Source organism: Cryobacterium shii, assembly GCF_004402595.1.
Lineage (GTDB): Bacteria > Actinomycetota > Actinomycetes > Actinomycetales > Microbacteriaceae > Cryobacterium > Cryobacterium shii.
The window spans coordinates 60393-83673 of record NZ_SOFY01000013.1; the positions used below are offsets into that span (position 1 = coordinate 60393).

20 protein-coding genes are annotated in these 23281 nt (G+C 67.6%); 3 read left to right on the forward strand and 17 right to left on the reverse strand.

The genetic code is table 11. From position 1 onward, the window contains the following. Positions 1-18: 18 nt before the first annotated feature. From E3O49_RS03205 to E3O49_RS03270, 13 genes are all read right to left on the reverse strand, one after another. The gene (locus E3O49_RS03205) at positions 19-1542 is read right to left on the reverse strand and encodes an aldehyde dehydrogenase family protein (RefSeq protein ID WP_134450991.1); all 1524 of its coding nucleotides are present in this window, start codon (positions 1540-1542) and stop codon (positions 19-21) included. An 81-nt stretch (positions 1543-1623) separates the two neighbouring features. Then, a complete protein-coding gene (locus E3O49_RS03210) occupies positions 1624-2994 on the reverse strand; it encodes a sigma-54-dependent transcriptional regulator family protein (protein ID WP_134366699.1) in 1371 nt (456 codons plus the stop codon). A gap of 76 nt (positions 2995-3070) precedes the next feature. After that, positions 3071-4192: a 3-dehydroquinate synthase gene (aroB, locus tag E3O49_RS03215; protein WP_134366700.1), complete on the reverse strand. Its 1122-nt coding sequence runs from the start codon at positions 4190-4192 to the stop codon at positions 3071-3073. An 11-nt stretch (positions 4193-4203) separates the two neighbouring features. Beyond that, the gene (locus E3O49_RS03220; RefSeq protein WP_134366701.1) at positions 4204-4788 is read right to left on the reverse strand and encodes a shikimate kinase; all 585 of its coding nucleotides are present in this window, start codon (positions 4786-4788) and stop codon (positions 4204-4206) included. A gap of 2 nt (positions 4789-4790) precedes the next feature. After that, positions 4791-5999, reverse strand: a complete 1209-nt coding sequence (gene aroC, locus E3O49_RS03225) for a chorismate synthase (RefSeq protein ID WP_134366702.1) — start codon at positions 5997-5999, stop codon at positions 4791-4793. Between the two features lie 5 nt (positions 6000-6004). Then, positions 6005-6886, reverse strand: coding sequence for a shikimate dehydrogenase (locus E3O49_RS03230; protein ID WP_134366703.1), 882 nt, complete (start codon positions 6884-6886; stop codon positions 6005-6007). After that, entirely contained in the window at positions 6879-8174 is a 1296-nt protein-coding gene (gene mltG / locus E3O49_RS03235) for an endolytic transglycosylase MltG (protein WP_244285240.1), read from the reverse strand. The genes E3O49_RS03230 and mltG overlap by 8 nt, the downstream gene beginning before the upstream one ends. A 26-nt stretch (positions 8175-8200) precedes the next feature. Further along, positions 8201-8677, reverse strand: coding sequence for a Holliday junction resolvase RuvX (ruvX, locus tag E3O49_RS03240; protein ID WP_134366705.1), 477 nt, complete (start codon positions 8675-8677; stop codon positions 8201-8203). Positions 8678-8682: 5 nt separating this feature from the next. Beyond that, positions 8683-11337: an alanine--tRNA ligase gene (gene alaS / locus E3O49_RS03245; RefSeq protein ID WP_134366706.1), complete on the reverse strand. Its 2655-nt coding sequence runs from the start codon at positions 11335-11337 to the stop codon at positions 8683-8685. Positions 11338-11376: 39 nt separating this feature from the next. Then, the gene (locus E3O49_RS03250; protein ID WP_134366707.1) at positions 11377-11610 is read right to left on the reverse strand and encodes a hypothetical protein; all 234 of its coding nucleotides are present in this window, start codon (positions 11608-11610) and stop codon (positions 11377-11379) included. An 83-nt stretch (positions 11611-11693) separates the two neighbouring features. Beyond that, positions 11694-12065, reverse strand: coding sequence for a DUF948 domain-containing protein (locus tag E3O49_RS03255; RefSeq protein WP_134366708.1), 372 nt, complete (start codon positions 12063-12065; stop codon positions 11694-11696). Positions 12066-12202: 137 nt separating this feature from the next. Next, complete coding sequence (rpsD, locus tag E3O49_RS03260; RefSeq protein WP_134366709.1) at positions 12203-12832, reverse strand: 30S ribosomal protein S4; 630 nt, start codon at positions 12830-12832, stop codon at positions 12203-12205. Positions 12833-13310: 478 nt separating this feature from the next. After that, positions 13311-14666 carry a replication-associated recombination protein A gene (locus E3O49_RS03270; RefSeq protein WP_134366710.1) on the reverse strand — a complete coding sequence of 452 codons (1356 nt, stop codon included), beginning with the start codon at positions 14664-14666 and terminating at the stop codon, positions 13311-13313. 178 nt (positions 14667-14844) lie between these two features. On the opposite strand from E3O49_RS03270, the gene E3O49_RS03275 reads away from it, so the two are divergent. The 3 genes from E3O49_RS03275 (at position 14845) to E3O49_RS03285 (ending at position 17715) form a co-directional block, all read left to right on the forward strand. Beyond that, positions 14845-15639 (forward strand): peptidylprolyl isomerase, encoded by a 795-nt coding sequence (locus E3O49_RS03275; protein ID WP_420898179.1) that lies wholly within the window; start codon positions 14845-14847, stop codon positions 15637-15639. Positions 15640-15747: 108 nt separating this feature from the next. Continuing rightward, positions 15748-16980 (forward strand): DUF349 domain-containing protein, encoded by a 1233-nt coding sequence (locus E3O49_RS03280; protein ID WP_134366712.1) that lies wholly within the window; start codon positions 15748-15750, stop codon positions 16978-16980. 108 nt (positions 16981-17088) lie between these two features. Then, the gene (locus E3O49_RS03285) at positions 17089-17715 is read left to right on the forward strand and encodes a hypothetical protein (protein WP_134366713.1); all 627 of its coding nucleotides are present in this window, start codon (positions 17089-17091) and stop codon (positions 17713-17715) included. Here the strand turns inward: E3O49_RS03285 and E3O49_RS03290 are convergent. From E3O49_RS03290 to yajC, 4 genes are all read right to left on the reverse strand, one after another. Next, complete coding sequence (locus tag E3O49_RS03290) at positions 17712-19985, reverse strand: RelA/SpoT family protein (protein ID WP_134366714.1); 2274 nt, start codon at positions 19983-19985, stop codon at positions 17712-17714. The two genes, E3O49_RS03285 and E3O49_RS03290, sit on opposite strands and share 4 nt — an antisense overlap. An 86-nt stretch (positions 19986-20071) precedes the next feature. Continuing rightward, positions 20072-21091 carry a protein translocase subunit SecF gene (gene secF, locus E3O49_RS03295; RefSeq protein WP_134366715.1) on the reverse strand — a complete coding sequence of 340 codons (1020 nt, stop codon included), beginning with the start codon at positions 21089-21091 and terminating at the stop codon, positions 20072-20074. Next, on the reverse strand, positions 21091-22806 hold the full coding sequence (gene secD / locus E3O49_RS03300) for a protein translocase subunit SecD (protein WP_134366716.1): 1716 nt from the start codon (positions 22804-22806) through the stop codon (positions 21091-21093). Before secD ends, secF begins: the two co-directional genes overlap by 1 nt. A 65-nt stretch (positions 22807-22871) precedes the next feature. Beyond that, complete coding sequence (gene yajC, locus E3O49_RS03305; RefSeq protein WP_241976141.1) at positions 22872-23243, reverse strand: preprotein translocase subunit YajC; 372 nt, start codon at positions 23241-23243, stop codon at positions 22872-22874. Positions 23244-23281 lie beyond the last annotated feature (38 nt).

The window sequence follows — 23281 nt, forward strand, 5'->3', positions numbered from 1 at the left end:
TCGAATACGGCGTGCGGTTTAGAAGAAGCCCAGCGCGTCCTCGGAGTACGACACCAGCAGGTTCTTCGTCTGCTGGTACGCGCCGAGCGCGAGCTTGTTGTTCTCCCGGCCGATCCCCGAGCTCTTGTAACCGCCGAATGACGCTCCGGCGGGGTAGGCGTGATAGTTGTTCACCCAGACCCGGCCGGCCTGGATGTCCCGGCCGGCCTTGTAGGCGATGTTGCCGTTGCGGGACCAGACACCGGCGCCGAGCCCGTAGAGGGTGTCGTTGGCGATCGAGATGGCGTCGTCGTAGTCGGTGAAGCTCGTCACTGCGAGCACCGGGCCGAAGATCTCCTCCTGGAAGAGGCGCATCTTGTTGTGTCCCTCGAAGATGGTCGGTTCCACGTAGTAGCCTCCGCTGATCTCGCCGCCGAGGTCGACCCGTTCGCCGCCGAGGGCCAGCTTCGCGCCCTCCTTCTTGCCGATGTCGATGTAGGACAGGATTTTCTCGAGCTGGTCGTTGCTGGACTGCGCGCCGACCTGCGTGTTCGTGTCGAGCGGGTTGCCCTGGATCGCCTTGCGGGTGCGTTCGACGGCGTCGCCGAGGAAGTCGTCGTAGATCGGCTTCTGCAGCAGCGCCCGGCTGGGGGCCGTGCAGACCTCGCCCTGGTTGAACGCGAACAGCACGAAGCCTTCCTGGGCCTTGTCGTAGAAGGCGTCCTTTTCCTGGGCGACGTCGCTGAAGAAGATGTTGGGGTTCTTTCCGCCGAGTTCCATGGTCGACGGGATGATGTTGGCGCTCGCGTACTGCATGATCAGGCGCCCGGTCGAGGTCTCCCCCGTGAACGCGATCTTCCGGATCCGCGACGACGAGGCGAGCGGTTTGCCGGCCTCGATGCCGAACCCGTTGACGACGTCGAGCACTCCCGGAGGCAGGATGTCGCCGTCCAGTTCGATCAGCACCAGGATCGACACCGGGGTCTGCTCGGCCGGCTTGAGCACGATCGCGTTGCCGGCTGCCAGGGCCGGGGCCAGCTTCCAGACGGCCATCAGGAGCGGGAAGTTCCACGGGATGATCTGCCCGACGACGCCGAGCGGCTCGTGGAACTGGTACGAGACCATGTCGCCGTTCAGCTCAGCGTGCTCGCCGTCCTGGGCCCGGATCGCCGAGGCGAAGTACCGGAAGTGGTCCGAGGAGAGCGGGAGGTCGGCGTTCAAGGTCTCCCGGACCGGCTTCCCGTTCTCCCAGGTCTCGGCGACGGACAGCAGTTCGAGGTTGGCGTCGATGATGTCGGCGATCTTGTTCAGGATGGCCGCGCGCTCGGTCGACGAGGTTTTCCCCCAGGCCGGCGCGGCCCTGTGGGCGGCATCCAGTGCCAGCTCGATGTCTTCGGCGGTTCCGCGGGCGACCTCGGCGAATGGTTTTCCGTTGACGGGCGAGATGTCCTCGAAGTACTGGCCCTGGACGGGCTTCACCCACTCGCCGCCGATCCAGTTCTCATAGCGGGGTTTGAAGGTGACTAGGGCGCCCGGGGTTCCGGGGTTGGAATAGACGGTCATGATCTCTCCTCGTCGACGACGTTGTCGGTGGGGTCCGCCTGCTGCGGACCTGGCCTTGAGCCTAGGAAGGAGAACGTTGCTTCAGCGTTGCGGGATCTTGCGAGGCTCGGCCTCGGTGCCCCTCTGCTGCATTTCGGCGTCGATCCGCTTGAGCCGGGCCACGACGGATGCCCGTTTCGGCGACCGGGCCGGCAACAGTTCGAGGCAGGCCCGCCAGACCTCGCTGTCATAGGTGGCCTCGTCGGTGCGCGCGTACTCGAGCAGCAACTCGGCGGAGGCGTCGCTGAGCATGGCTTCGCGCAGTCTGGCCGAGACCTCGGTGCGGATCTCGATGATGCCGGGCGCGCTGGAACCGGGCAGCACCGGTCCGCGGTAGGCGCCCAGGGCGACCCGGTGCGCGCCCCGCTCGAGGAAGGCGAGCACCCGCTGGGCGTCGAGCTCGAGAGGGGTCTCGAGGCGGTAGGGGCGGGAGGCGATGCCGATCCGGGGGCTGGTCTGTTCCAGCACCTTCCGCAGCCGCACCATTTCGGCCCTGAGGTTGTCGACCCCGTTCGCCTGGTCGGTGAGCAGCAGCGACAACCGGTCGGCCGAGAGCCCGTCCCGGTTCCACGCCAGCAGGGTCAGAATTTCGGCGTGGCGCGGGCTGACCTCCCCGGCGCCGCCGTCGTTCTCCAGTTGACCGTGGTCCCGGCCGAGCACCTCCAACCGGGCCGGAGAGGTGCGCACCGGGGGTGCCGGCAGCGCCCGGCCGAAGAACCGCGCCACCGTGGGCGCCGCCGCGGAGGCGCTCAGGCGCTGGATGCGCAGTTCCGCCTCCATCGCGGCGACGGCCGCCTCCACCAGCGGGAGGGTCTGGGGGGCCACCGCCTCGGCTCCGCCGGTGATGTCGATGACGCCGAGGATGTCACCGGAGTCCGGGTCGTGGATGGGCACGGCGGTGCAGCTCCACGGATGCGCGAGGTGGTTGAAGTGCTCGGCGCGCTGGATCTGGATGCCGTGGTCGAGGGCCAGGGCCGTTCCCGGAACGCTCGTGCCGACCCGTCGCTCCGACCGGTCGGAGCCCTCGACGAACAGCATCCCCTCGGCACGCCGGCGCACCTCCCGGTCGCCGTCGATCCAGAGCAGCCGGCCGAATTCGTCCCCGATCGCCACGATCAGCCCGGAATCGAAGGAGTGACGGATCAGCAGGTTGTGAACCACGGCCAGGACGGACGCCAGGGGGTGCTGGTCTCGTTTGTCCCGCAGTTCGTCGAACGTGAGCTCCCGCTCCGGGGCGAGCCTCGACGGGTCGAGTCGCAGTGACAGGGACCGGTCCCAGGATTCCTGCACCAGCTTGCGCACACCCGGCCGCGCCACCTTGTCCAGGACCGCGGCCTCGTGCGCCCGCGCCAGCTTGACGAAGCTGCCCTCGCTCAGATCCGACGCAGAACCAACGGTCCACGGACTCGTCATGCAACCTTTGAACAACTGTGGTCAGGGGCGATCGGGATGTACCCGGATCAGACGTCAGTATAGGCGCAGCACCCGGTCAGGAGCCGATCTCCTGGTAGGCGGCGAACAACAGCGAGGCGTCGGGGCCTTCGAGCACGGTGGGCTTGCCGATGTCGTCCAGGACGATGAAACGCAGCATGCCGCTGCGCGTCTTCTTGTCGCGCTGCATGGTCGCGAGCAGGGTGCTCCACCGCCCGACCGGGTAGGTGGTCGGCAGGGTGAGCGATTCCAGGATGCTGCGGTGCCGGTCCACGGCCGCGTCCGACAGGCGCCCGCTCAGCCGGGCGACCTCGGCGGCGAACATCATGCCCACCGCGACGGCGGCACCGTGACGCCATCCGTAGCGTTCCGCGTGCTCGATCGCGTGACCGAGGGTGTGCCCGTAGTTCAGGATCTCCCGCAGTCCGGACTCCTTGAAGTCCTGCCCGACGACCTCGGCCTTCATCCCGATCGCAAGCTCGAGCACACGCCGGAACTGCGGCGTGGCCGGGTCGGTGACGGCCGCGACATCCGCTTCGACGATGTCGAGGATCTCGGGCAGCTGGATGAAGCCGGCCTTCACGATCTCGGCGAAGCCGGCCAGGATCTCGTTGCGCGGGAGGTCGGCCAGGGTGTCCAGGTCGCAGATCACGGCGGCCGGGGCGTAGAACGTGCCGACGAGGTTCTTGCCCTCGGCGGTGTTGATGCCGTTCTTGCCGCCGACGGCCGCGTCGACCATGGCGAGTACGCTTGTCGGGATCTGCACCAGGCGAACCCCGCGCAGCCAGGTGGCGGCCACGAAACCGGCCAGGTCGGTGACGGCGCCGCCGCCGAAGCCGATCACGGCGTCGGTCCGGCTGAAGTCGGCCTGGCCCATCACCTGCCAGCAGAATGCCGCCACCTCGACCCGCTTGGCGCCCTCCGCGTCGGGCACCTCCGCGATCAGCACCTCGTACCGGCCGAGCAGGCTCTCGCGCAGGGCGGCCGCGCGGGCACCGAGGTGGGAGGTGTGCACGATCAGCACCTTGGCCACCTTCGGGCCGAGCTGTTCCACGACCTCGTCCAGGAGGTTCCGGCCCACGAACACGGGGTAGCTGTCGACTCCGTTCACCGTGATCACAGTGGTGGCGGGCTCGACGCTTTCAGGGGAGGTGTTTTTTGATTCTGTATTTTCAGACACGATGGCTCCGGTCACGTTCTCGTTGTGGTCCAGGTCACGACGGCATCGGCAATGGCGTCCAACGGACGGTGCGATGTGTCGAAGCGGATGCTGGCCAGCGCCTCGTAGGTGGGGCGCCGCTGGTTGTAGATGCGTTTCCAATCGGCGATGCCGCCCCGCAGCAGGGGGCGTTTGCCGCCGCCGAGCCGTCTGCGCACGGCCTGGGCCGACACGCTCAGGTAGACGACGCTGCAGCGGGCCAGGTCCGCCTGCGTGTCGGGGTCGAGCACGGCTCCCCCGCCGAGGGACACGACGGCTTTCTCGGTCAGCGCCTGCGCCACCACCTCGCGTTCGAGGGCACGAAAGTGCTCCTCACCGTGCTGCTCGAAGATCTCCTTGATCGCACCGTGGTCCGCGACGATACGCGCGTCGGTGTCGACGAACGGCACGTCGAGGGTGCGGGCCACGAGACGGCCGATCCGGGTCTTCCCGGCGGCCATCGGACCGATGAACACGAGCGGGAACAGCGGTTTGGCTGGATGCTGCTGCTCCTGGTGCTGCTGCTCCTGGTGCTGCTGCTTCTGGTGCTGCTGCGTCGGCTTCGCTGCATCCCGCATTACTACAGGGAGGCGTCGCTGGACGCGCTCGTCTTGAGGTTCGCCGGGATGTGGGCCAGGTACGACTCCAGGTTGCGACGGGTTTCCTCGATCGAGTCCCCGCCGAATTTCTCCAGGACCGAGTTCGCGAGCACGAGAGCCACCATCGCCTCCGCCACCACGCCGGCCGCCGGGACAGCACAGACGTCGGAGCGCTGGTGGTGAGCGGGCGCCGCCTCACTCGTCGTCACATCCACCGTGCGGAGGGCCCGCGGGATGGTCGCGATGGGTTTCATGCCGGCCCGCACGCGCAGCACGGTCCCGGTGCTCATGCCGCCCTCGGTGCCGCCGGCCTTGTCGCTGACCCGCTGGATGCGGCCGTCGGACTGGACAAGCTCGTCGTGGGCGTCCGAGCCGCGCCTGGTCGTGGTGAGGAAGCCGTCGCCGACCTCGACACCCTTGATCGCCTGGATGCCCATCAGCGCGGCAGCCAGTTGCGAGTCGAGCCGGCGGTCCCAGTGCACGAAGGAGCCGAGCCCGGGAGGAAGGTTGTAGGCGAGCACCTCGACGACGCCGCCGAGGGTGTCGCCCTCCTTGTGCGCCAGGTCGACTTCGGCCACCATCCGGGCGGAGGTGGCCTCGTCGAAGCAGCGCAGCGGGTCATCATCGAGGGCGTCCACGTCTCCCGGAACGGGGAGCGGGGCGTCGTCCGGCACCCGCACCGGTCCGATGGACAGCGTGTGACTGACCAGGCCGATGCCCAGTTCCGACAGGAAAGAACGCGCGATCGCGCCGAGGGCGACGCGGGCGGCGGTCTCTCGGGCGCTGGCGCGCTCGAGCACAGGGCGGGCCTCGTCGAAACCGTACTTCTGCATGCCGGCGAGGTCGGCGTGACCGGGCCGGGGCCGGGTCAGGGGCGCGCCGCGGCCTCGACCGCTGGGCGTCTCCTTCGGAACGTCGGGGCTCATCACGTCGACCCACTTGGGCCATTCGGTGTTGCCGATGCGCAGGGCGACCGGTCCGCCCAGGGTGAGCCCGTAGCGCACACCACCGGAGATGTTGAGTTCGTCCTGCTCGAACTTCATCCGCGCGCCTCGGCCGTAGCCGAGTTTGCGGCGCGCGAGATCGAGGCGGATCGCATCAAGAGTGACCGGGATTCCAGCGGGCAAACCCTCGACAATGGCGATGAGTTCGGGGCCGTGGGACTCTCCGGCAGTGAGCCAACGAAGCATGCCCACTATCCTGTCACAGCCTGTCCGGTCAGGGCGCCGCGCATGGCCTGCAGCACGGCGTCCTCGCCGGGAAGCGGTTCGAACGGATCGCCCGAACGGAATATGCGCACCTGGATCAGGGCCTGGTGCAGCAGCATCCCCTGCCCGGATGACACGCTGCCTCCCGCAAAGGCCCACGACCGGGCAAGTTCGCTCGGCCACGGCGAGTAGCTCACATCGAAGAGCGGCGCCCGGCGGCGCAGGTCGGCGGGGAATTCGCCGCCGAGGGCGGTCCCGCCCGGAAGGGTGCTGATCACGAGTTCGCTGTGCCGGCTCGGATCGGCGAGATCCGCGAGCTCCCCGACGGTCACGACCACGCCGAGGCTGCGGCCCAGCTCGATCAGGTCGGCCGCCTTCGCCGGGGTTCGCACCAGGACGTCGACCGATTCGGCGCCCAGGTCCGCCGCCGCGACGAGAGCGGACGCCCCCGTGGCGCCGGCGCCGAGCACGGTCACGTGGTCGGCCCGACGCACCCCGGCTTCGGCCAGAGCGCGTACCAGGCCGGGGACATCCGTGTTGAAACCCTGCAGGGTCCGACGGCCGTCGGCCTGGCCGAACAGCACGGTGTTCACCGAACCGGTCTGGGCTGCCACCCGGTCGACGCCGTCCAGGAGCGGGAGGATCTCGTGCTTGAGGGGCATGGTGAGGGAGAGGCCCAGCCAGTCGGCGTCCAGCGAGCCGACGAAGGAGGCCAGCCCGTCGGCGGTGACCTCGACCGTGTTGTATCTCCAGTCCAGCATGAGCGCCCGGTAGGCGGCCCGGTGCAGCGCTGGTGACAACGAGTGCGCGATCGGCGACCCCAGCACCGCGAGGCGCCGGGGGGCAACGGATGCCGCGTGCCTAGCCATATTCGGGGTGCTCGTCCATCCAGGCCAGCCACTTGGCGACCGCCGCGTCATGCTCCGCCGCCGTGGCGGAGAAGATCGTTTCGCCGGTGTCGAGGTTCCAGGTCACGAAGTAGAGCCAGGGGCCGTCGGCCGGGTGCACGGCGGCGTCGATCGCGGCGTCGCCCGGGTTGGAGATCGGCCCGATCGGCAGGCCGGGGTGCTGGTAGGTGTTGTAGGGGTTGGCGGGGTCGCCCCGCTCGGCGTCCGTCGTGGTCACGCGGTGGGTCTCCCCGGTGCCGTAGGCGACGGTGGCGTCGGACTGGAGCAGCCCGGTTTCCCACTGCGCCGGGTCGAGCCGGTTCAGGAACACCCGGGAGACCTTGTAGTAGTCCTCGGTCAGGCCGGCTTCGCGCTGGATCAGGGAGGCCAACACGATGGTCTTCCAGCGGTTCTCCGGAGCCACCCCGGCGTCGTCGAGGGCCTGGAACTGACGATCGACGAGGGTCTTGATCGCGTCCGCGGCCGACAGTTCGGGCGCGAAGGTGTAGGTGGCCGGGAACAGGAAGCCCTCGAGGGAGGTCGCCTCGGCCGGAAGCCCGTAGGCGACGACGTCCTTGGCGGCGGCCTTCAGGTCGGCCAGCGGGATGCTGGTGCCTTCGGAGACCAGCTGGAGCACGTCCACCGCGGCGGTGCCCTCGGGAATCACGACGGTTTGCTCGAGCTTGCTGGCGGGGTCGAGCAGCGCGTCGAGGGCCGCGCGGCCGCTCATCTTGCTGGCCAGCCGGTAGGCGCCGGGCTGGAACACCGGCGCGGGCGACTCCTTCAGGAGCAGGGAGTAGAAGGCCTCATAGCTCTTCACCACGTCCTGGTCGACGAGGGAGTCTGCCACGTCCTGCCCGGTTTCGCCGTCATGGATCATCACCACGACCTTCGAGGTGCCCTTCCCGGCGTAGTCTGCGGGCCCCTGCACGGCCGCGACGATCTTCGAGAGGGGTTCCTGCAGCAGCAGGACGCCGCCAGCCAGCAACGCGACCACGACCAGGGTGATGATCAGCCCGACCCAGGCGCCCCGCCGCCTCTTCTTCCGCGGCGGTTCGGTGCCGAGCTGGGTGCGCCGGCTGGAACGCGTGCCCGGCTGCTGCGATTCCCCCAGGGCCCGGCGCGACGGTACCGTCGGCGACGCGGATGCGTTCGCTCCCGGAACGGCGGGGTCGCGGGGCGCGCTGGCGCTGGTGTTCACGCCGCCGCTGCTGTTCACGCCGCCACTGAGCAGGGCGTCCCAGCCCGACGGCGTGACTTCGACCGGCACTCTGTCGGGATCAGCGGGGGGATTCGTCACTGTGGCGGCCCTTCGGTCGGAGCCACCGCCGAGCCGGGTGGCGTTCCCAGAGCACGTTCGGTGTCGAGGGCATGTTGAAGAATTATAGTGGCGGCGACCTGATCGACCACTGGGCGCTGGGTCCTGGCCTTGCGCCCGGCGGCGCGCAGCACCGACTGGGCGGCGACCGTGGACAGGCGCTCGTCGACCAGTCGCACCGGGATCGACAGGGTCCGGGCGAGCAACTCTGCGAAACCCACCGCGTCGTTGGTCGATGCTGTCCGGTTTCCGGACAGCGCCAGGGGCAGGCCGACCACGACCTCGATGGCGTCGAGCTCTGCCACCACGGCCGCGATCCGCACCACGTCCAGGCTGCCGGACTGGTCGCGACTCACGGTCTCGACCGGCGTCGCCAGCATGCCGTGCGGGTCGCTTCGGGCGAGCCCGATCCGCGCTGTCCCGACGTCGACTCCCACTCTCACGCCGTGACGCATGCTGCTCAGCCCGCTACGGCTGAGGTGACGGCTGCGAGGGCGTTCGGAATGGCCGCGACATCGGTGCCGCCGCCCTGGGCGAGGTCGTCCTTGCCGCCGCCGCCGCCGCCGAGGATCCCGGCGACCTGCTTGGCCAGCGCGCCGGCCCGGTGGCCGGACTCGCGCGCCGCGGCGTTGGTGGCCACGATAACGACCGGCTTCTCGCCGACCACCGCGGCGAGGGCGACGACGGCCGGGCCGCTTCCCAGCTGGGTGCGCGTGGCGGTCACCAGCATCCGCAGTTCGTCGGCGGAATTCAGCGTGCCGACGTTCTCGGCGACGACCTTGACCGAACCTGCCGTGGAGGCGGACGCGACGAGGGCCGGCACCTTGTCCGTGAGTGCACGGGCTTCGAAGGCCGCGATCTTCTTCTCGGCGGCCTTGAGGTTCTGCACGAGCTCGTTGATGCGTTCGGGCAGCTGATCCCGGGGGGTCTTCAGGTTCGCGGTCAGCTGGGAGACGAGGGCGCGTTCGGCGGCCAGGTCGCGGAAGGCCTCGAGGCCGACCAGCGATTCCACCCGGCGGTTCGTGGATCCGACGGAGCCCTCGCTGACGAGGCTGATCATTCCGATCTCCGCGCTGGAAGAGACGTGGGTTCCCGCGCACAGTTCACGTGACCAGGGGCCGCCGATGTCGACCACCCGCACGCGGTCGCCGTACTTTTCGCTGAACAGGGCCATGGCTCCGAGGGCCTTCGCCTCGGCCAGGGGAAGCTCGCGGGTCTGAACGGGCAGGTTGTCCCGGATGGCGTTGTTCGAGATCTCTTCGATCTCGCTGCGGGTCGCCGGGGACAGAGCCTGGTTCCAGGAGAAGTCGAGGCGGAAGAAACCGGCCTTGTTGTAGGAGCCGGACTGGTGCGCGTTCGGGCCGAGCACCTGGCGCAAGGCTGCGTGCAGCACGTGCGTGCCGGAGTGGGCCTGGCGCGCGCCGCGGCGCCAATCGGGGTCGACGACGCTGGTGGCCGCGTCTCCGACACCGACCTCGCCGGACCGGACCTGGACCTTGTGGCTGATGAGCCCCTTGACGGGCTTCTGCACGTCGAGGACCTCGAGCTCGTAGCCGGTTCCCACGATCAGGCCGGCGTCGGCCTCCTGGCCGCCGGACTCCGCGTAGAGCGCCGTCTCGGCCAGGATGACCTCGGCGATCTCACCGGAAACGGCGCGGTCGACGGACTGTCCGCTCACGATGATGCCGAGCACGCTGGATTCGGTCTGCAGGGCGTCGTAGCCGGTGAAGAGCGTCTCCCCCGCCGCGCGGAAGGCGCTGTAGACCGACAGGTCGGCGAGGTGCGTCTTCTTGGCCTTAGCGTCGGCTTTGGCCATTGCGCGCTGCTTGGCCATGAGGGCGTCGAAGGCGTCGCGGTTGACGCTGAGGCCGGCCTCCTCGGCCATCTCGAGGGTGATCTCGATCGGGAAGCCGTAGGTGTCGTGCAGGAGGAACGCGGTGTCGCCCGGGAGAACGACCTTCTCGGCCTTCTTGGTCTTCGCCACGGCGAGGTCCAGGACCGCACTGCCGCTGGCGAGGGTGCGGAGGAAGGTCTCCTCCTCCGCGTACGCCGCCTGGCTGATCCGGGAGTAGTCGGCCTTGACCTCGGGGTAGGCCCCGGCCATGGCGTCGCGTGAGGCCGGGAAGAGCTCGGGGAAGGTGGAGCCCTCCACGCCGAGGAGGCGCATGGCGCGGACGCTCCGGCGCATGAGGCGGCGCAGGATGTACCCGCGGCCCTCGTTGGACGGCATGACGCCGTCGCTCATCAGCATCAGGGACGACCGCACGTGGTCGGCGACGATGCGCATCCGCACGTCGTCATCGTGCACGGCGCCGTAACGGCGACCGGACAGCTCCGCGGCACGGTCGAGGACCGGACGCACCTGGTCGATCTCGTACATGTTCTCGACGCCCTGCTTGAGGAAGGCGACGCGTTCGAGGCCCATTCCGGTGTCGATGTTCTTCTTCGGCAGGTCGCCGAGGATGATGAAGTCGTTCTTGCCGGTGCCCTCGCCGCGCAGGTACTGCATGAAGACGAGATTCCAGATTTCGACGTAACGGTCGTCGTCGGTGGCCGGACCGCCGTCGATGCCGTAGGCGGGACCGCGGTCGAAGAAGATCTCGGAGCAGGGTCCGGCGGGGCCCGGCTGGCCGGTCGACCAGTAGTTGGTGTCCATGCCGAGGCGCTGGATCCGGTTCTCGGGCAGGCCGAGGGCGCGCCAGTAGCGGAAGGCCTCGTCGTCGTCTTCGTAGACCGTGACCCAGAGGTCTTTCTCCGCGAAGCCGTAGCCGCCGTCGGCCTCTGAGGTGGTGAGCAGCTCCCAGGCGTACCCGATGGCTTCTTCTTTGAAGTAGTCGCCGAATGAGAAGTTGCCGTTCATCTGGAAGAAGGTGCCGTGACGCGGCGTCTTGCCGACCTCTTCGATGTCATTGGTGCGAATGCACTTCTGCACGCTCGTCGCGCGCGGGTACGGGGCCGGTACGAGACCGGTCAGGTAGGGCACGAACGGAACCATGCCGGCCACCGTGAAGAGGAGTGTGGGGTCGTCGCTGACGAGCGAAGCGGAGGGGACAACGGTGTGTCCGCGATCGGCAAAGAAGTCGAGCCAGCGCCCGCGAATTTCAGCAGTCTGCATTAGTTCCGTAGTTCGTTGTAGCGGGAAAAAGATGGAAATTTACGGCTGGGTGAGCTTTTCGATCGAGTCGTCGGCTTCCGCAGCGATATCGCCGATGGCGTCCCGCAGTTCGGCCTCGCGTTTGCGGTAACCGTCCGAGATGGCCTCGCCGAATTCGCGGGCCTTGGTGTCGAGATCGGCAAAGAATTGCTTGCCCTGACGCGTCTTACCGCCCTCACGGGCGAGGAGCAGCCCCGTGGCCAGACCGACGACGAACCAGATGAAGTTCTTCATGACAATGCTCCCTGACGTGTGTGGAGACCCGGATCCGAGACTCGAACGGCTTCTTTCCAGAATAGCCGACTCCCTGCGCCGGACTACCGGCGCCGACGGGTGAGGGCCGGTCGGGCGGCCCCGAGGGCGGCGCGCACGCCGGCGGAGAAGCCCGCGAGCTTGACCAGCGGACCGCCGACGGTCGCGGCGACCAGGGCCACCATCGCGGAGACATTGCCCGTGACATCCGCCACATTCGACGTGATGGTGTCGACCCGGGCGAGCTGGGCGTTGGTCTCCTGCAGGGTCTTCGTCGATTCCTCGAGCAGCGGTGTCACGTTGTGGCTCAGGTCTCGGATGGCCAGGGTCGTCTCATCGAAGACGCGCCCGAGCTTGAACAGCGGGACGGACAGGAAGAGCACCAGGACGGCGAAGCCGCCCGCAAAAACCAGACCGACGATATCTGCACCAGACATTGACCAACCATCCATTCCTCGATCGGCATGCACCGACATTCGGCGTGCAGAAACGCAAAGAGCGGACCACCCCAAGGGTGATCCGCTCTCCAGCGTAGTTCAGAAGCGCTGCCTGACGGCGGCGCAGGTAAAAAAACCTAGCGGGCCGCGTAGTACTCGACGACGAGCTGGACTTCACAGGTCACCGGGATTTCGATGCGCTTGGGGCGGCGCACGAGGCGGGCCTGCAGCTTGTCGATCTCGACCTCGAGGTACGGCGGGAGCTTCGGGAGAACGTCGACGTGACCGCCGGCGGCTGCAACCTGGAACGGCTCCATGCCCTCGCTCTTGGGCTTGACGTGGATGAGCTGACCCGGCTTCACGCGGAAGGAGGGCCGGTCAACCAGCTGGCCGTCGATGAGGATGTGACGGTGCACGATCATCTGACGGGCCTGGGCGGTGGTGCGGGCGATGGCCGAACGCACGAGAAGAGCGTCGAGACGGGTCTCGAGAATCTCGACGAGGTTCTCACCGGTCAGTCCCTGGGCGCGGCGAGCTTCCTCGAAGGCGATCTTGAGCTGAGCCTCGCGGATGCCGTACTGGGCGCGTAAGCGCTGCTTTTCGCGAAGACGAACGGCGTAGTCGGAGTCGGTCTTGCGCTTGGTGCGACCGTGCTCCCCCGGTGCGTACGGACGCTTCTCGAGGTAGCGGGCGGCCTTCGGGGTCAGGGCGATGCCCAGGGCCCGCGACAGGCGGGTCTTACTGCGGGTGCGTGACTTGGTAGACACGGTGTCCTTTCGATGGAACTGCAAACAGGGGAAACCAGGGCGCGAGCCTGGTGTGCAAAAGCACAGACCGGCGTCATGGGAGTTCAGAGGGGTGGTTGCCACGGGACGCCCGGCTACAGAGCGAAACCCATCCAAATCTGGAGACGGACGCAGCCGCATGCCGTTCCAGTTGTAGGCCCGTTCAGGCTACCACATCGGCCCCGCTGCCCACTCCGTTGCCCGCCCCCTCCGCCCGACCCCGCCCGAACCAATTCGACGGAGATTCTGCTCTAAAACGGCTCATACCGACTGTTTCGGGCCGGTTTGGCCAAAATCTCCGTCGAATTCGTTCATCGGGCGGGGCACAGCGGAGCGGGGCGAGGGCGAGGGGCTGGGGGCTGGAGGCTGGAGGAGGCACGAGGGAGGAGGCACGAGGCACGAGGAACGAGGGAGGAGGCACGAGGGAGGAGGCACGAGGGAGGAGGAGGGCTGCGGGCTGCTAGCGGGCGCGGATGATCTTGCGGAGCTTGGCGAGCCGGGCCGAGACCTCGCGCTCGTTGCCGTGCTCGGTGGGTTCGTAGTAGCGAGCGTCGGCGATCTCGTCCGGCGGGTACTGCTGGGCCAGCACGCCGAGGACGTCGTCGTGGGGGTACCGGTAGCCCCGGCCGTGACCGAGCCGTTTGGCGCCGGAATAGTGGGCGTCGCGCAAATGTTTGGGGACGCGGCCCGTCTTGCCGGCGCGAACATCCGCGATGGCCTTGTCCAACGCCATATAAGAGGCGTTGGATTTCGGCGCCGTGGCCAGGTGCACGACCGCCTGGGCCAGTGGGATGCGACCCTCCGGCATGCCGATGTACTGCACGGCGTCCGCGGCGGCGATGGCGATCAGGAGGGACTGCGGATCGGCCATGCCGATGTCTTCCGAGGCCAGGACGATGATGCGGCGGCAGATGAATCGCGGGTCTTCGCCGGACTCGATCATGCGCGCGAGGTAGTGCAGGGACGCGTCGACGTCGGATCCTCGAACAGACTTGATGAACGCGCTGATCACGTCGTAGTGCTCGTCGCCGTTGCGGTCGTAGCGAAGCAACGCCCGGTCCACGGCGAGGGCGACGATCTCGGTGGTGATGACCGGCCGCTCGTCCGCTCCCGGTTCGGATTCCGCCGGCCTGACCGCCGACGCCGCCGACACGGATGCGGCCTCCAGCGCCGTGAGCGCCCGGCGGGCGTCCCCCGACGCGAGCCGGATGATCGCCGCCCGGGCCTCGGGGTCGAGAACGAACCGGTCCGCCAGACCGCGCGGCTCGACCACGGCACGGTCGACGACGATGCCGAGGTCGTCGTCGCTGAGGGTCTCGAGGGTCAGGAGCAGGGACCGTGACAGCAGCGGAGAGATGACCGAGAACGACGGGTTCTCGGTGGTCGCGGCCACCAGGATGATGATCCCGTTCTCCACACCCGGGAGCAGGGCATCCTGCTGGGCCTTGCTGAAACGGTGGATCTCGTCCAGGAAAAGTACCGTGGAGAGCCCGTAGAGGTCACGACTCGTGCGCGCCTCCTCCATCACCTGGCGCACGTCACGCACGCCGGCCGAGACAGCGGACAACTCCACGAACCGACGACCGGAGCTGTGTGCGATGGCCTGGGCGAGCGTGGTCTTGCCTGTGCCGGGCGGGCCCCAGAGGATGACGGAGACGGCGCCCTGCTCCCCCGTCTTGTCGCTCGCCAGGCTCACCAGCGGCGAGCCGGGAGTCAGCAGGTGCTTCTGGCCGGCGACCTCGTCGAGACTCTTCGGGCGCATCCGCACGGCGAGCGGTGTGGCACCGCTGCGTAGTCCCGGTTGAACATCAGCCATAGGTCCAGCGTAGTTTGTGCCGGTGACCGGGCGAACAGTGCCGGGCGACGGGCCCGCGACCCTGTTTGTCTGGATTCACTCGGTTGCGTAGAGTTCAACGTGGTTCGGGCGTCAATCGCGCCGGGCCGTCCCTGCGTGATCTGGCCGTGCGCGGCCCCCTGGAGGATACGACGTGGTAGTGAACAAGAAACAAGACCGCGAATCCCGCGAGGCGCGTGTGCGGGTTCGTGCCTTCCAGGCCCGGCGGGCGGTGCACGAGCACCAGCAGAAGCGTCGGTTGCGGGACAACATCTTTGCCGGTATAGCGGTGACGGCCGTGCTCGCCCTCGCCGTGGGCGCGCAGTTGGCCTTCTTCAGCGGCGGCTCCGGGAAGGTCGCGCCCTCCACGCCGGCCACCCCGACCCCGTCGGCGAGTGAGACGGCGCCGGCCGGCGCGAACTCGGGCGATGTCCCGCCCACGACCCTGGCCGAGGGCCGCACCTGGACCGGCACGATGGCCCTGAACGGCATTCCACTGGAGATCGAACTGGACGGCGCCGCCGCACCGCAGGCCGTGTCGTCCACGATCAGTCTGATCAATTCGGGGTTCTACCAGGACCTGACCTGTCACCGTCTGACCACCGGCGGATTCTTCGTGCTGCAGTGCGGCGACCCCGAAGGCACCGGTGCCGGCGGGCCCGGTTACAGCTATGGCCCGGTCGAGAACGCCCCCGCGGACAACGTGTACCCGGCCGGCACCCTCGCCATGGCCCGACAGGGCGGCAACGCCTACAGCATGGGCAGCCAGTTCTTCATCGTCTACGACGACACCACCATCCCCGCCGACGCGGTCGGCGGCTACACGGTGCTGGGCAAGGTCACCGGCGGACTTGACCAGATCAAGGCGCAGATCACGGATGCCGGCGTCACCGGCGGCTCCGCGGACGGCGCTCCCGCGGTGCCGACGACGATCACACAGGTATCAGTTCAGTAGAATCACCTAAACCATGCGCGGGCTTGCAATAGGCTTGACGCAGTATTGGCTCTAGACGCAGTATCGGCTCCCTCGTGAGCGCCCGACGACATCATTAAGGTGAGGCTCTTGACTACGACAGATCAGCAACCATGGGGTCGCGTAGACGAATCCGGCACGGTTTACGTGCGCGAAGCGACAGGTGAACGCGCCGTGGGACAGTATCCCGACGCGACGCCGGAAGAGGCGCTGGCCTACTTCGAACGCAAATACGTTGAACTCAACGGACAGGTCACGCTCCTGGAACAGCGTGCAAAGGGTGGCGCGCCCGCGGCCGACATCGCGAAGTCCGTCGCTCACCTGACCGAGACGGTAGCCAACGCCAACGCGGTCGGCAACCTGGCCGCACTGGCAGCCCGCCTGGGCGCCCTGGGCGGCGCCGTGAGCGAGCTCACGGAGCAGCAGAGCGCCGAGTCGAAGGCCGCTGCTGTCGCCGCCATCGCCGAGCGCGCCGCCATCGTCGCCGAAGCAGAGGCCCTCGCGGCCGAAGACCCGGCCAAGACGCAGTGGAAGCAGACCAGTGCTGCCCTCGAGGCGCTCTTCGCCAAGTGGCAGGCTCACCAGCACGACGCCCCCCGCATCCCCAAGGGTGAGGCCAACGACCTGTGGAAGCGATTCCGGGCCGCCCGCACCACGATCGAACAGAACCGCAAGGCGTTCTTCGCCGAGTTGGACAGCGCCCACAAGGACGTCCGCAACCGCAAGCAGCACCTGATCGAGCAGGCCGAAGCCCTCGCGCCGAAGGGCGCGGACGGCATCCCGGCCTACCGCAACCTTCTCGACGAGTGGAAGCTGGCCGGCCGCAGCGGCAAAAAGCAGGATGACGCCATGTGGGCGAAGTTCAAGGCCGCCGGTGACGTGTTGTACTCCGTGAAGTCGGAAATCGACGCGCAGGACAACGAGGAGTTCGCCGGAAACCTGGAGCAGAAGCTCGAATTGCTCACCGAAGCCGAACTGCTCCTGACCGAAACGGACCGCACGAAGGCCCGCACGACCCTCAGCGCGATCCAGCGCCGGTGGGATGCGATCGGCAAGGTTCCGCGCGACTCCGTCAAGCTGGTCGAAGACCGCATGCGCAAGGTCGAGGCCGCCGTTCGCAAGCTCGACGACGACCACTGGAAGCGCAACAACCCGGAGACCAAGGCACGTGCCGAGGGCATGGCCGGTCAGTTGCACGACGCCATCGCCAAGCTCGAGGCCGAGCTCGCGACGGCCCAGGACAGCAAGGACGCTCGCGCGATCGCCGAGGCGACCGAGGCCCTGGAGACCCGCAAGGCGTGGTTGAAGGCCATCGGCCAGTAACGCGCCCCGGCTCGAACCGGGTTCGTCAACAGAAGTGAGAACGGGGATCTGTCCACAGATCCCCGTTCTTCTTGTATCCGGCCCGCGACCGGACCGCACGCTGGTCCGATGAGCTTCAGATTGCAGCCGGTGCTTTCCGCCCGGGACCTTCCACTCGCTGAACTGTGCTGCGCGCGCCTCGACGGGGAGGTGTTCAAGCTGGGCGATTTCTGGTGCCCGGTCGACGAGCCGGGCGACGCCCCGAGCCGGGCTCGCGCGGCGGGCCTCCTCGTGTCTCCACGGGCGATCGCGGAGCGGCTGACCGCCGCGTGGATCTACGGCCTCACCCCGGAGCCGCGACAGCACCAGTTCTGCGTCCACACGGCCGCCCGGATGCATCTGGCTCCCTCACCGAGGCTGCGGATCCGCGAGGTCAGCTGCAGCCCGGACCAGGTGCAGACGATTTCCGGCCTGCGGGTCACTCGCCCCCTCCGGACCGTCGTGGACCTGGCGCGGTGGAACCTGGACCCGGATGCCGATGGGGATTCGCTGCGGGCGTGCGCCCTGCCGCCACTGATCGCCGCGCTCCTGCGATTCGCCGGCCACAGCAGCGCCGATCCGGCCCGCCGGCTCTGCGCCGGCCCCAACGTGCCGTACAAGGCCCAGGCCCTGGCCCGCCTCGACGAGGCGCAGGTCCTACTGGACACCCTGCCGGCTGAGCCTACGTTGTCGGTTCAGCCGACGCTGCCGGTTTAGCCGTCGTTGACGCGGTAGACGTCGTACACGGCGTCGATGCGCCGCACGGCGTTGAGCACCCGGTCGAGGTGGGTGGTATCCCCCATCTCGAAAACGAACCGGCTGATCGCCAAGCGGTCGGTCGAGGTGTGAACCGTGGCGGAGAGGATGTTGACGTGGTGCTCGGACAGCACCCGGGTCACGTCCGACAGGAGTCCGGAGCGGTCCAGGGCCTCGATCTGGATCTGAACCAGGAAGAGGCTCTTGGAGGTCGGCGCCCAGTCCACGTCGATCATGCGCTCAGGTTCCTTGAGCAGGGACTGAACGTTGCGGCAGGTTGCCTGGTGCACCGAGACGCCGGCGCCGCGGGTGATGAATCCGACGACCTTGTCGCCCGGGACCGGGGTGCAACAGCGGGCGAGTTTGACCAGGATGTCCGGGGCTCCACGCACCAGGATGCCGGAATCGCTGTTCCGGAGCGTCTGCGTGCGCCCGTTCGGTGCGAACGGGAGATCGGTGGCATCGCTCTCCTCGACGCTTTGCAGCGTGGCGACGACCTTCTCCAACACGGACTGGGTGGACACGTGACCCTCGCCGACGGCGGCGTAGAGGGCGGAGACGTCCTCGTACTTCATCACCGCGGCCACCTCGGCGAAGGAGTCCTGGTTCATCAGCTTCTGCAGCGGCAGGTTCTGCTTGCGCATGGCGCGGGCGATGGCGTCGCGGCCCTGTTCGATCGCCTCGTCCCGGCGCTCCTTGGTGAACCACTGGCGGATCTTGTTGCGCGCCCGTGGGCTCTTGACGAAGTTGAGCCAGTCTTTGCTGGGCCCGGAGTCCGGATTCTTGGAGGTGAAGACCTCCACGACGTCGCCGGTGATCAGCGGGCTCTCGAGAGGCACGAGACGCCCGTTGACCTTGGCACCCATCGTGCGGTGGCCGACCTCGGTGTGCACGGCGTAGGCAAAGTCGACCGGGGTCGCATCGGCCGGCAGGCCGATGACGCGGCCCTTGGGTGTGAAGACGTAGACCTCTTTGGCACCGATTTCGTACCGGAGCGAATCGAGGAACTCCCCCGGGTCTGCCGTCTCGGCCTGCCAGTCAGAGATGTGCGCCAGCCAGGCCATGTCGGTGTCGCTCTGCGGGCCCGGCCCGGAGGTCTTGCCGGTGGTCTGCTCCTTGTACTTCCAGTGCGAGGCCACGCCGAATTCCGCGCGCTGGTGCATCTCCTGGGTGCGGATCTGGATTTCCACCGCGCGCCCGCTCGGCCCGAGGACGGTGGTGTGCAGCGACTGGTAGAGATTGAATTTGGGGGTGGCGATGTAATCCTTGAACCGGCCGGGCAGCGGGGTCCAGCGCGCGTGGATCGCCCCGAGCACCGCGTAGCAGTCGCGCACGGAATTGACCAGCACGCGGATGCCGACCAGGTCGTAGATCTCGTCGAACTCGCGCCCGCGCACGACCATCTTCTGGTAGATCGAGTAGTACTGCTTGGGCCGGCCGGCCACCTTGCCGCGAATCCGGGCCGCCTTGAGGTCGTCGACGATGGAGTCGATGACGTGCTGAACGAATTCCTCGCGCTGAGGGGTGCGCTGCTTGACCAGGCTGTCGATCTCTGCGTAGAGCTTGGGGTAGAGCACCGCGAACGAGAGGTCTTCCAGTTCCCACTTGATGGTCTGGATGCCCAGCCGGTGCGCGAGCGGGGCATAGATCTCAAGGGTCTCGGTGGCTTTACGCACGGCTGACTCCGCCGGCACGAAGCCCCAGGTGCGGGCGTTGTGCAGCCGGTCCGCGAGCTTGATGATCAGCACCCGGATGTCTTTCGACATCGCCACGATCATTTTGCGCACGGTCTCGGCCTGCGTGCTGTCGCCGTACTTGACCTTGTCGAGCTTCGTCACCCCGTCGACGAGCATGGTGATCTCGTCGCCGAAATCGCTCCGCAGCTGATCGAGGGTGTACTCGGTGTCCTCCACGGTGTCGTGCAGGAGCGCGGCGGCCACCGTCTTGGGGCCGATGCCGAGGTCGGCGAGGATCTGCGACACCGCGACCGGGTGGGTGATGTACGGCTCACCGCTGCGCCGGAATTGCCCTTCGTGAGCCCGTTCCGCCGTGGTGTACGCGCGTTCGATGATCGACAGGTCGACCTTCGGGTGGTGCATCCGCACGGTCTTCAAGAGGGTGTCGACAGCTCCGACCGGCTGAGCCCGCGAAAAGATGCGCGGCACGAGGCGCCGGAGCGAGGCGGGCGGAACCGGAGCCGGGGAGGCAGGAGGAGACGTCAGATCGGTCATCCGTCACCTCCATCCCTCACAACAATTATGGCTGTTCGCCACCCGGGCCTGATACCACCGGCGCCAGGTGGGGACCGACTCCCGGCCTAGGCGGTGATCTTCTCCGCGGATTTTGTCGTCGTCGCGTCGGCCTTGGCCCGAAGGGAGAGAACCTTCAGGTCCCGTTTGCGGATATCCGGCTCGCTGGACCGCAGCTGGGCGTACAGCGGCGACGCGATGAAGATCGTCGAGTATGCCCCGGCGATGATTCCGATCAGGAGCGCCAGCGAGATGTCCCGCAGGGTGCCGGCGCCGAGCACGAGGGCACCGATGAACAGGATCGATCCGACCGGGAGCACCGCCACGACGGAGGTGTTGATCGAACGCACCAGGGTCTGGTTGACGGCGAGGTTGACCGATTCTCCGAATGTGCGGCGCGAATCCGTGACGTCCTCAGCGGTGTTCTCGCGGATCTTGTCGAACACCACGACGGTGTCGTACAGCGAGTAGCCGAGGATGGTCAGGAAGCCGATCACGGCGGCGGGGGTGATCTCGAACCCGGTGATGCCGTAGAACCCGGCGGTGATGACGAGGTCGTGCAGGAGCGCGACCATGGCAGCCAGGGCCATCTTCCAGGTGCGGAAGTACAGGGCCATGCCGATCCCGGCGAGGACGAGGAAGATCGCCAACCCGCGCAGAGCCTGGCCGGTGATGTCGGCACCCCAGGACGGGCCGATGAAGGACGCGGTGACCTGGTCTTTCGGAACCGAGTAGGCGTCGGCCAGGGCGGTGCGCACATCGCGGCTGTCCTGGGCGCTGAGCTGGTCGGTCTGCACCCGGATGCCGCTGTTGCCCACGTTGGACACCTTGGGGACCGCGGAGGGCACCACGGCGTTGACGGCGTCAGACGCCGTGGCCTGGTCCTGCTTCGGCAGGTCTGACACCACGAACTCGGATCCGCCGGTGAACTCGATGCCGAAGACGAACCCGCCGCGGAGCTGCGGGACGACCAGGGCGATCAGGAGCATGACGGATGCGACGAGATACCACGTGTTGCGCCGGCCGATGATGTTGAACGATCGCTTGCCGGTGTGCAGGTCATTGCCGAACTGGGAGAAGCTGGCCATTAGGATTCCTTCCCGTTCGAGAAGCGATCGGTGCTGGAACCGACGAGGTCCTGCGCCTTGCGTTCGGCGATGGTTTGACGTTTGGCGGCTTCTTTACTGGCCGACGACAGTTTGCCTGTTGCGACCTGCGTGGACGGCTGGAACTTGGCACGGCCGCGGTAGGTGGCACCGAGCGCCCGGGGGTCGAGTCCGCTGAAGCGGTGACCCTCGTTGAAAAACCGGGTCTGCGCCAGCAGTTGGAGCATCGGGTGGGTGAACAGGATGACGACGACGACGTCGACGATCGTGGTGAGGCCGAGGGTCAGGGCGAAGCCCTTGACGTTGCCGACCGCCACGATGAAGAGCACGCCGGCGGCGAGGAAGTTCACGCCGTCCGAGGCGAGGATGGTGCGCAGAGCGCGCTTCCAGCCGGCCTCGACGGCCGACTCGAGTCCGCGACCGTCCCGCAGCTCGTCGCGCACGCGCTCGAAGTAGACGATGAAGGAGTCGGCGGTGATTCCGATGGCAACGATCAACCCGGCCACCCCGGCGAGGGACAGTCGGTAACCCTCCCGCCAGGACAGGGTCGTGATGATCAGGTACGTGATCAGGGCCGCGACGGTCAGGGAAGCGATCGTCACCACCCCGAGCAACCGGTACTGGATCAGCGAGTAGATCACGACCAGGATCAGTCCGATCAGACCGGCGATGAGACCGCCGAGGAGCTGGGAGGAGCCGAGCGTCGCGGAAATGGTGTCCTGGCTCTGCACCGTGAAGCTGATCGGCAGGGCGCCGAACTTGAGCTGGTCGGCGAGCGTCTTGGACGATTCCTTGGTGAAGTTTCCGCTGATCTGCGCGTTTCCGTCAGTGATCGCCGCGTTCGTGCGGGGCGCGGAGATGACCTGGCCGTCGAGAACGATGGCGAACTGGTTGCGCACGCCCTCGAGGCCGTTCAACCGGGTGCTGACGTCGGCGAACGCCTTGGTCCCGGTCTTGTCGAACTTCATGTTGACGACCCACTGGCCGGTGGTCGCGCCGCTCTGGTTCGTCTCCTGGCCGCTGGTGGCGTCCGAGACGTTCTCGCCGCTGACCTCGACCGGGCCGAGGATGTATTTGACCGAGCCGTCGGTCTCACAGGTGACGAGTGGCTTGTCCGCCGGGGCGACGTTGCTGGTGTCGAGCTTCGTGCAGTCGAAGGCGTCGTACTGGGCCTGGAGCGCCGGGGTGATCCAGCTCGGGTCGCTGGCGTCGGTGGGTACCGCGGTCGGCGTGCTCGACAGGTCGGGGTCGACGCTCGGGGCCGGGGTCGCCGCGCCGTCCGCGCCCACGCTGGCCGCCGACGGGGCGTCGGCCAGAAGGACGGGGCGGAATTCGAGTTTCGCTGAGGACTCGATCCGGTTGATGGTGGCGTCGTCGGGGATGCCCGGGATCGAGACGACGATGTTCTGGCCGCCCTGCGTGTTGATCTCCGCTTCGGAGACGCCGGACGCGTCAACGCGCTGCCGGATGATCGACACGGCATTGTTCAGCTGTTCCTGCGAAACTGATTGACCGGATTCGAGTTTCGGCGCGAGGATGATCTGCGTGCCACCCTCGAGGTCGAGGGCCAGCTTGGGCGTCCAGGAACCGCCGCCGGTGAGGACGCCGGCGGTGTTGAGAGCGATCAGACCGACGATGATCACCCCCAGCCACGTGAGGGAACGCCAGGCCTTTTTGGCCGGAGACGACTTTGCCACCTGTGAACTCAGCTTTCTGTGCTCATGCCCGCGCCGTCACGGCGCGGGCATGTGAGAGGGATTGGTTACGCATCGCCCTTTTTGGGCTCTTCGTCGGTGTCTGCATCAGCGACTCGCTGACCGAACTCGGGTTCGTTCATGACGCCGGCGGTGTCCTGGCCGATTTCGGCAACGGGTGCGTCCTCGGACTCGGCCACGGTCGGCTCGATCACACGGGCGATGGTCTGGCGGTGCAGCTGCACGACCGTTCCCGGTGCGATTTCAAGGGCGACCTTGTTCGCTTCCTCGTCGATCGAGAGAATGGTTCCGTACATCCCGAAGTTGGTCATGACCTCCGCGCCGGCAACCATCTGGGCCTGCAGCGCGGCCTGGTCCTTCTGGCGCTTGCGGCTGTTGCGGAACATGAAGAAAACGAGCGCCGCGAGAACGACGAGCATGACAAGAGTCAACGGATCCATAAAACTGTGAAACCTTC

Bases quoted from the DNA above. Each gene is read 5' to 3' on its own strand.
- E3O49_RS03205 (WP_134450991.1), bottom strand. From the start codon at position 1,542: ATGACCGTCTATTCCAACCCCGGAACCCCGGGCGCCCTAGTCACCTTC.
- E3O49_RS03210 (WP_134366699.1), bottom strand. From the start codon at position 2,994: ATGACGAGTCCGTGGACCGTTGGTTCTGCGTCGGATCTGAGCGAGGGC.
- E3O49_RS03220 (WP_134366701.1), bottom strand. From the start codon at position 4,788: ATGCGGGATGCAGCGAAGCCGACGCAGCAGCACCAGAAGCAGCAGCAC.
- aroC (WP_134366702.1), bottom strand. From the start codon at position 5,999: ATGCTTCGTTGGCTCACTGCCGGAGAGTCCCACGGCCCCGAACTCATC.
- E3O49_RS03230 (WP_134366703.1), bottom strand. From the start codon at position 6,886: ATGGCTAGGCACGCGGCATCCGTTGCCCCCCGGCGCCTCGCGGTGCTG.
- ruvX (WP_134366705.1), bottom strand. From the start codon at position 8,677: ATGCGTCACGGCGTGAGAGTGGGAGTCGACGTCGGGACAGCGCGGATC.
- alaS (WP_134366706.1), bottom strand. From the start codon at position 11,337: ATGCAGACTGCTGAAATTCGCGGGCGCTGGCTCGACTTCTTTGCCGAT.
- E3O49_RS03250 (WP_134366707.1), bottom strand. From the start codon at position 11,610: ATGAAGAACTTCATCTGGTTCGTCGTCGGTCTGGCCACGGGGCTGCTC.
- E3O49_RS03255 (WP_134366708.1), bottom strand. From the start codon at position 12,065: ATGTCTGGTGCAGATATCGTCGGTCTGGTTTTTGCGGGCGGCTTCGCC.
- E3O49_RS03270 (WP_134366710.1), bottom strand. From the start codon at position 14,666: ATGGCTGATGTTCAACCGGGACTACGCAGCGGTGCCACACCGCTCGCC.
- E3O49_RS03285 (WP_134366713.1), top strand. From the start codon at position 17,089: ATGAGCTTCAGATTGCAGCCGGTGCTTTCCGCCCGGGACCTTCCACTC.
- E3O49_RS03290 (WP_134366714.1), bottom strand. From the start codon at position 19,985: ATGACCGATCTGACGTCTCCTCCTGCCTCCCCGGCTCCGGTTCCGCCC.
- secF (WP_134366715.1), bottom strand. From the start codon at position 21,091: ATGGCCAGCTTCTCCCAGTTCGGCAATGACCTGCACACCGGCAAGCGA.
- yajC (WP_241976141.1), bottom strand. From the start codon at position 23,243: ATGCTCGTCGTTCTCGCGGCGCTCGTTTTCTTCATGTTCCGCAACAGC.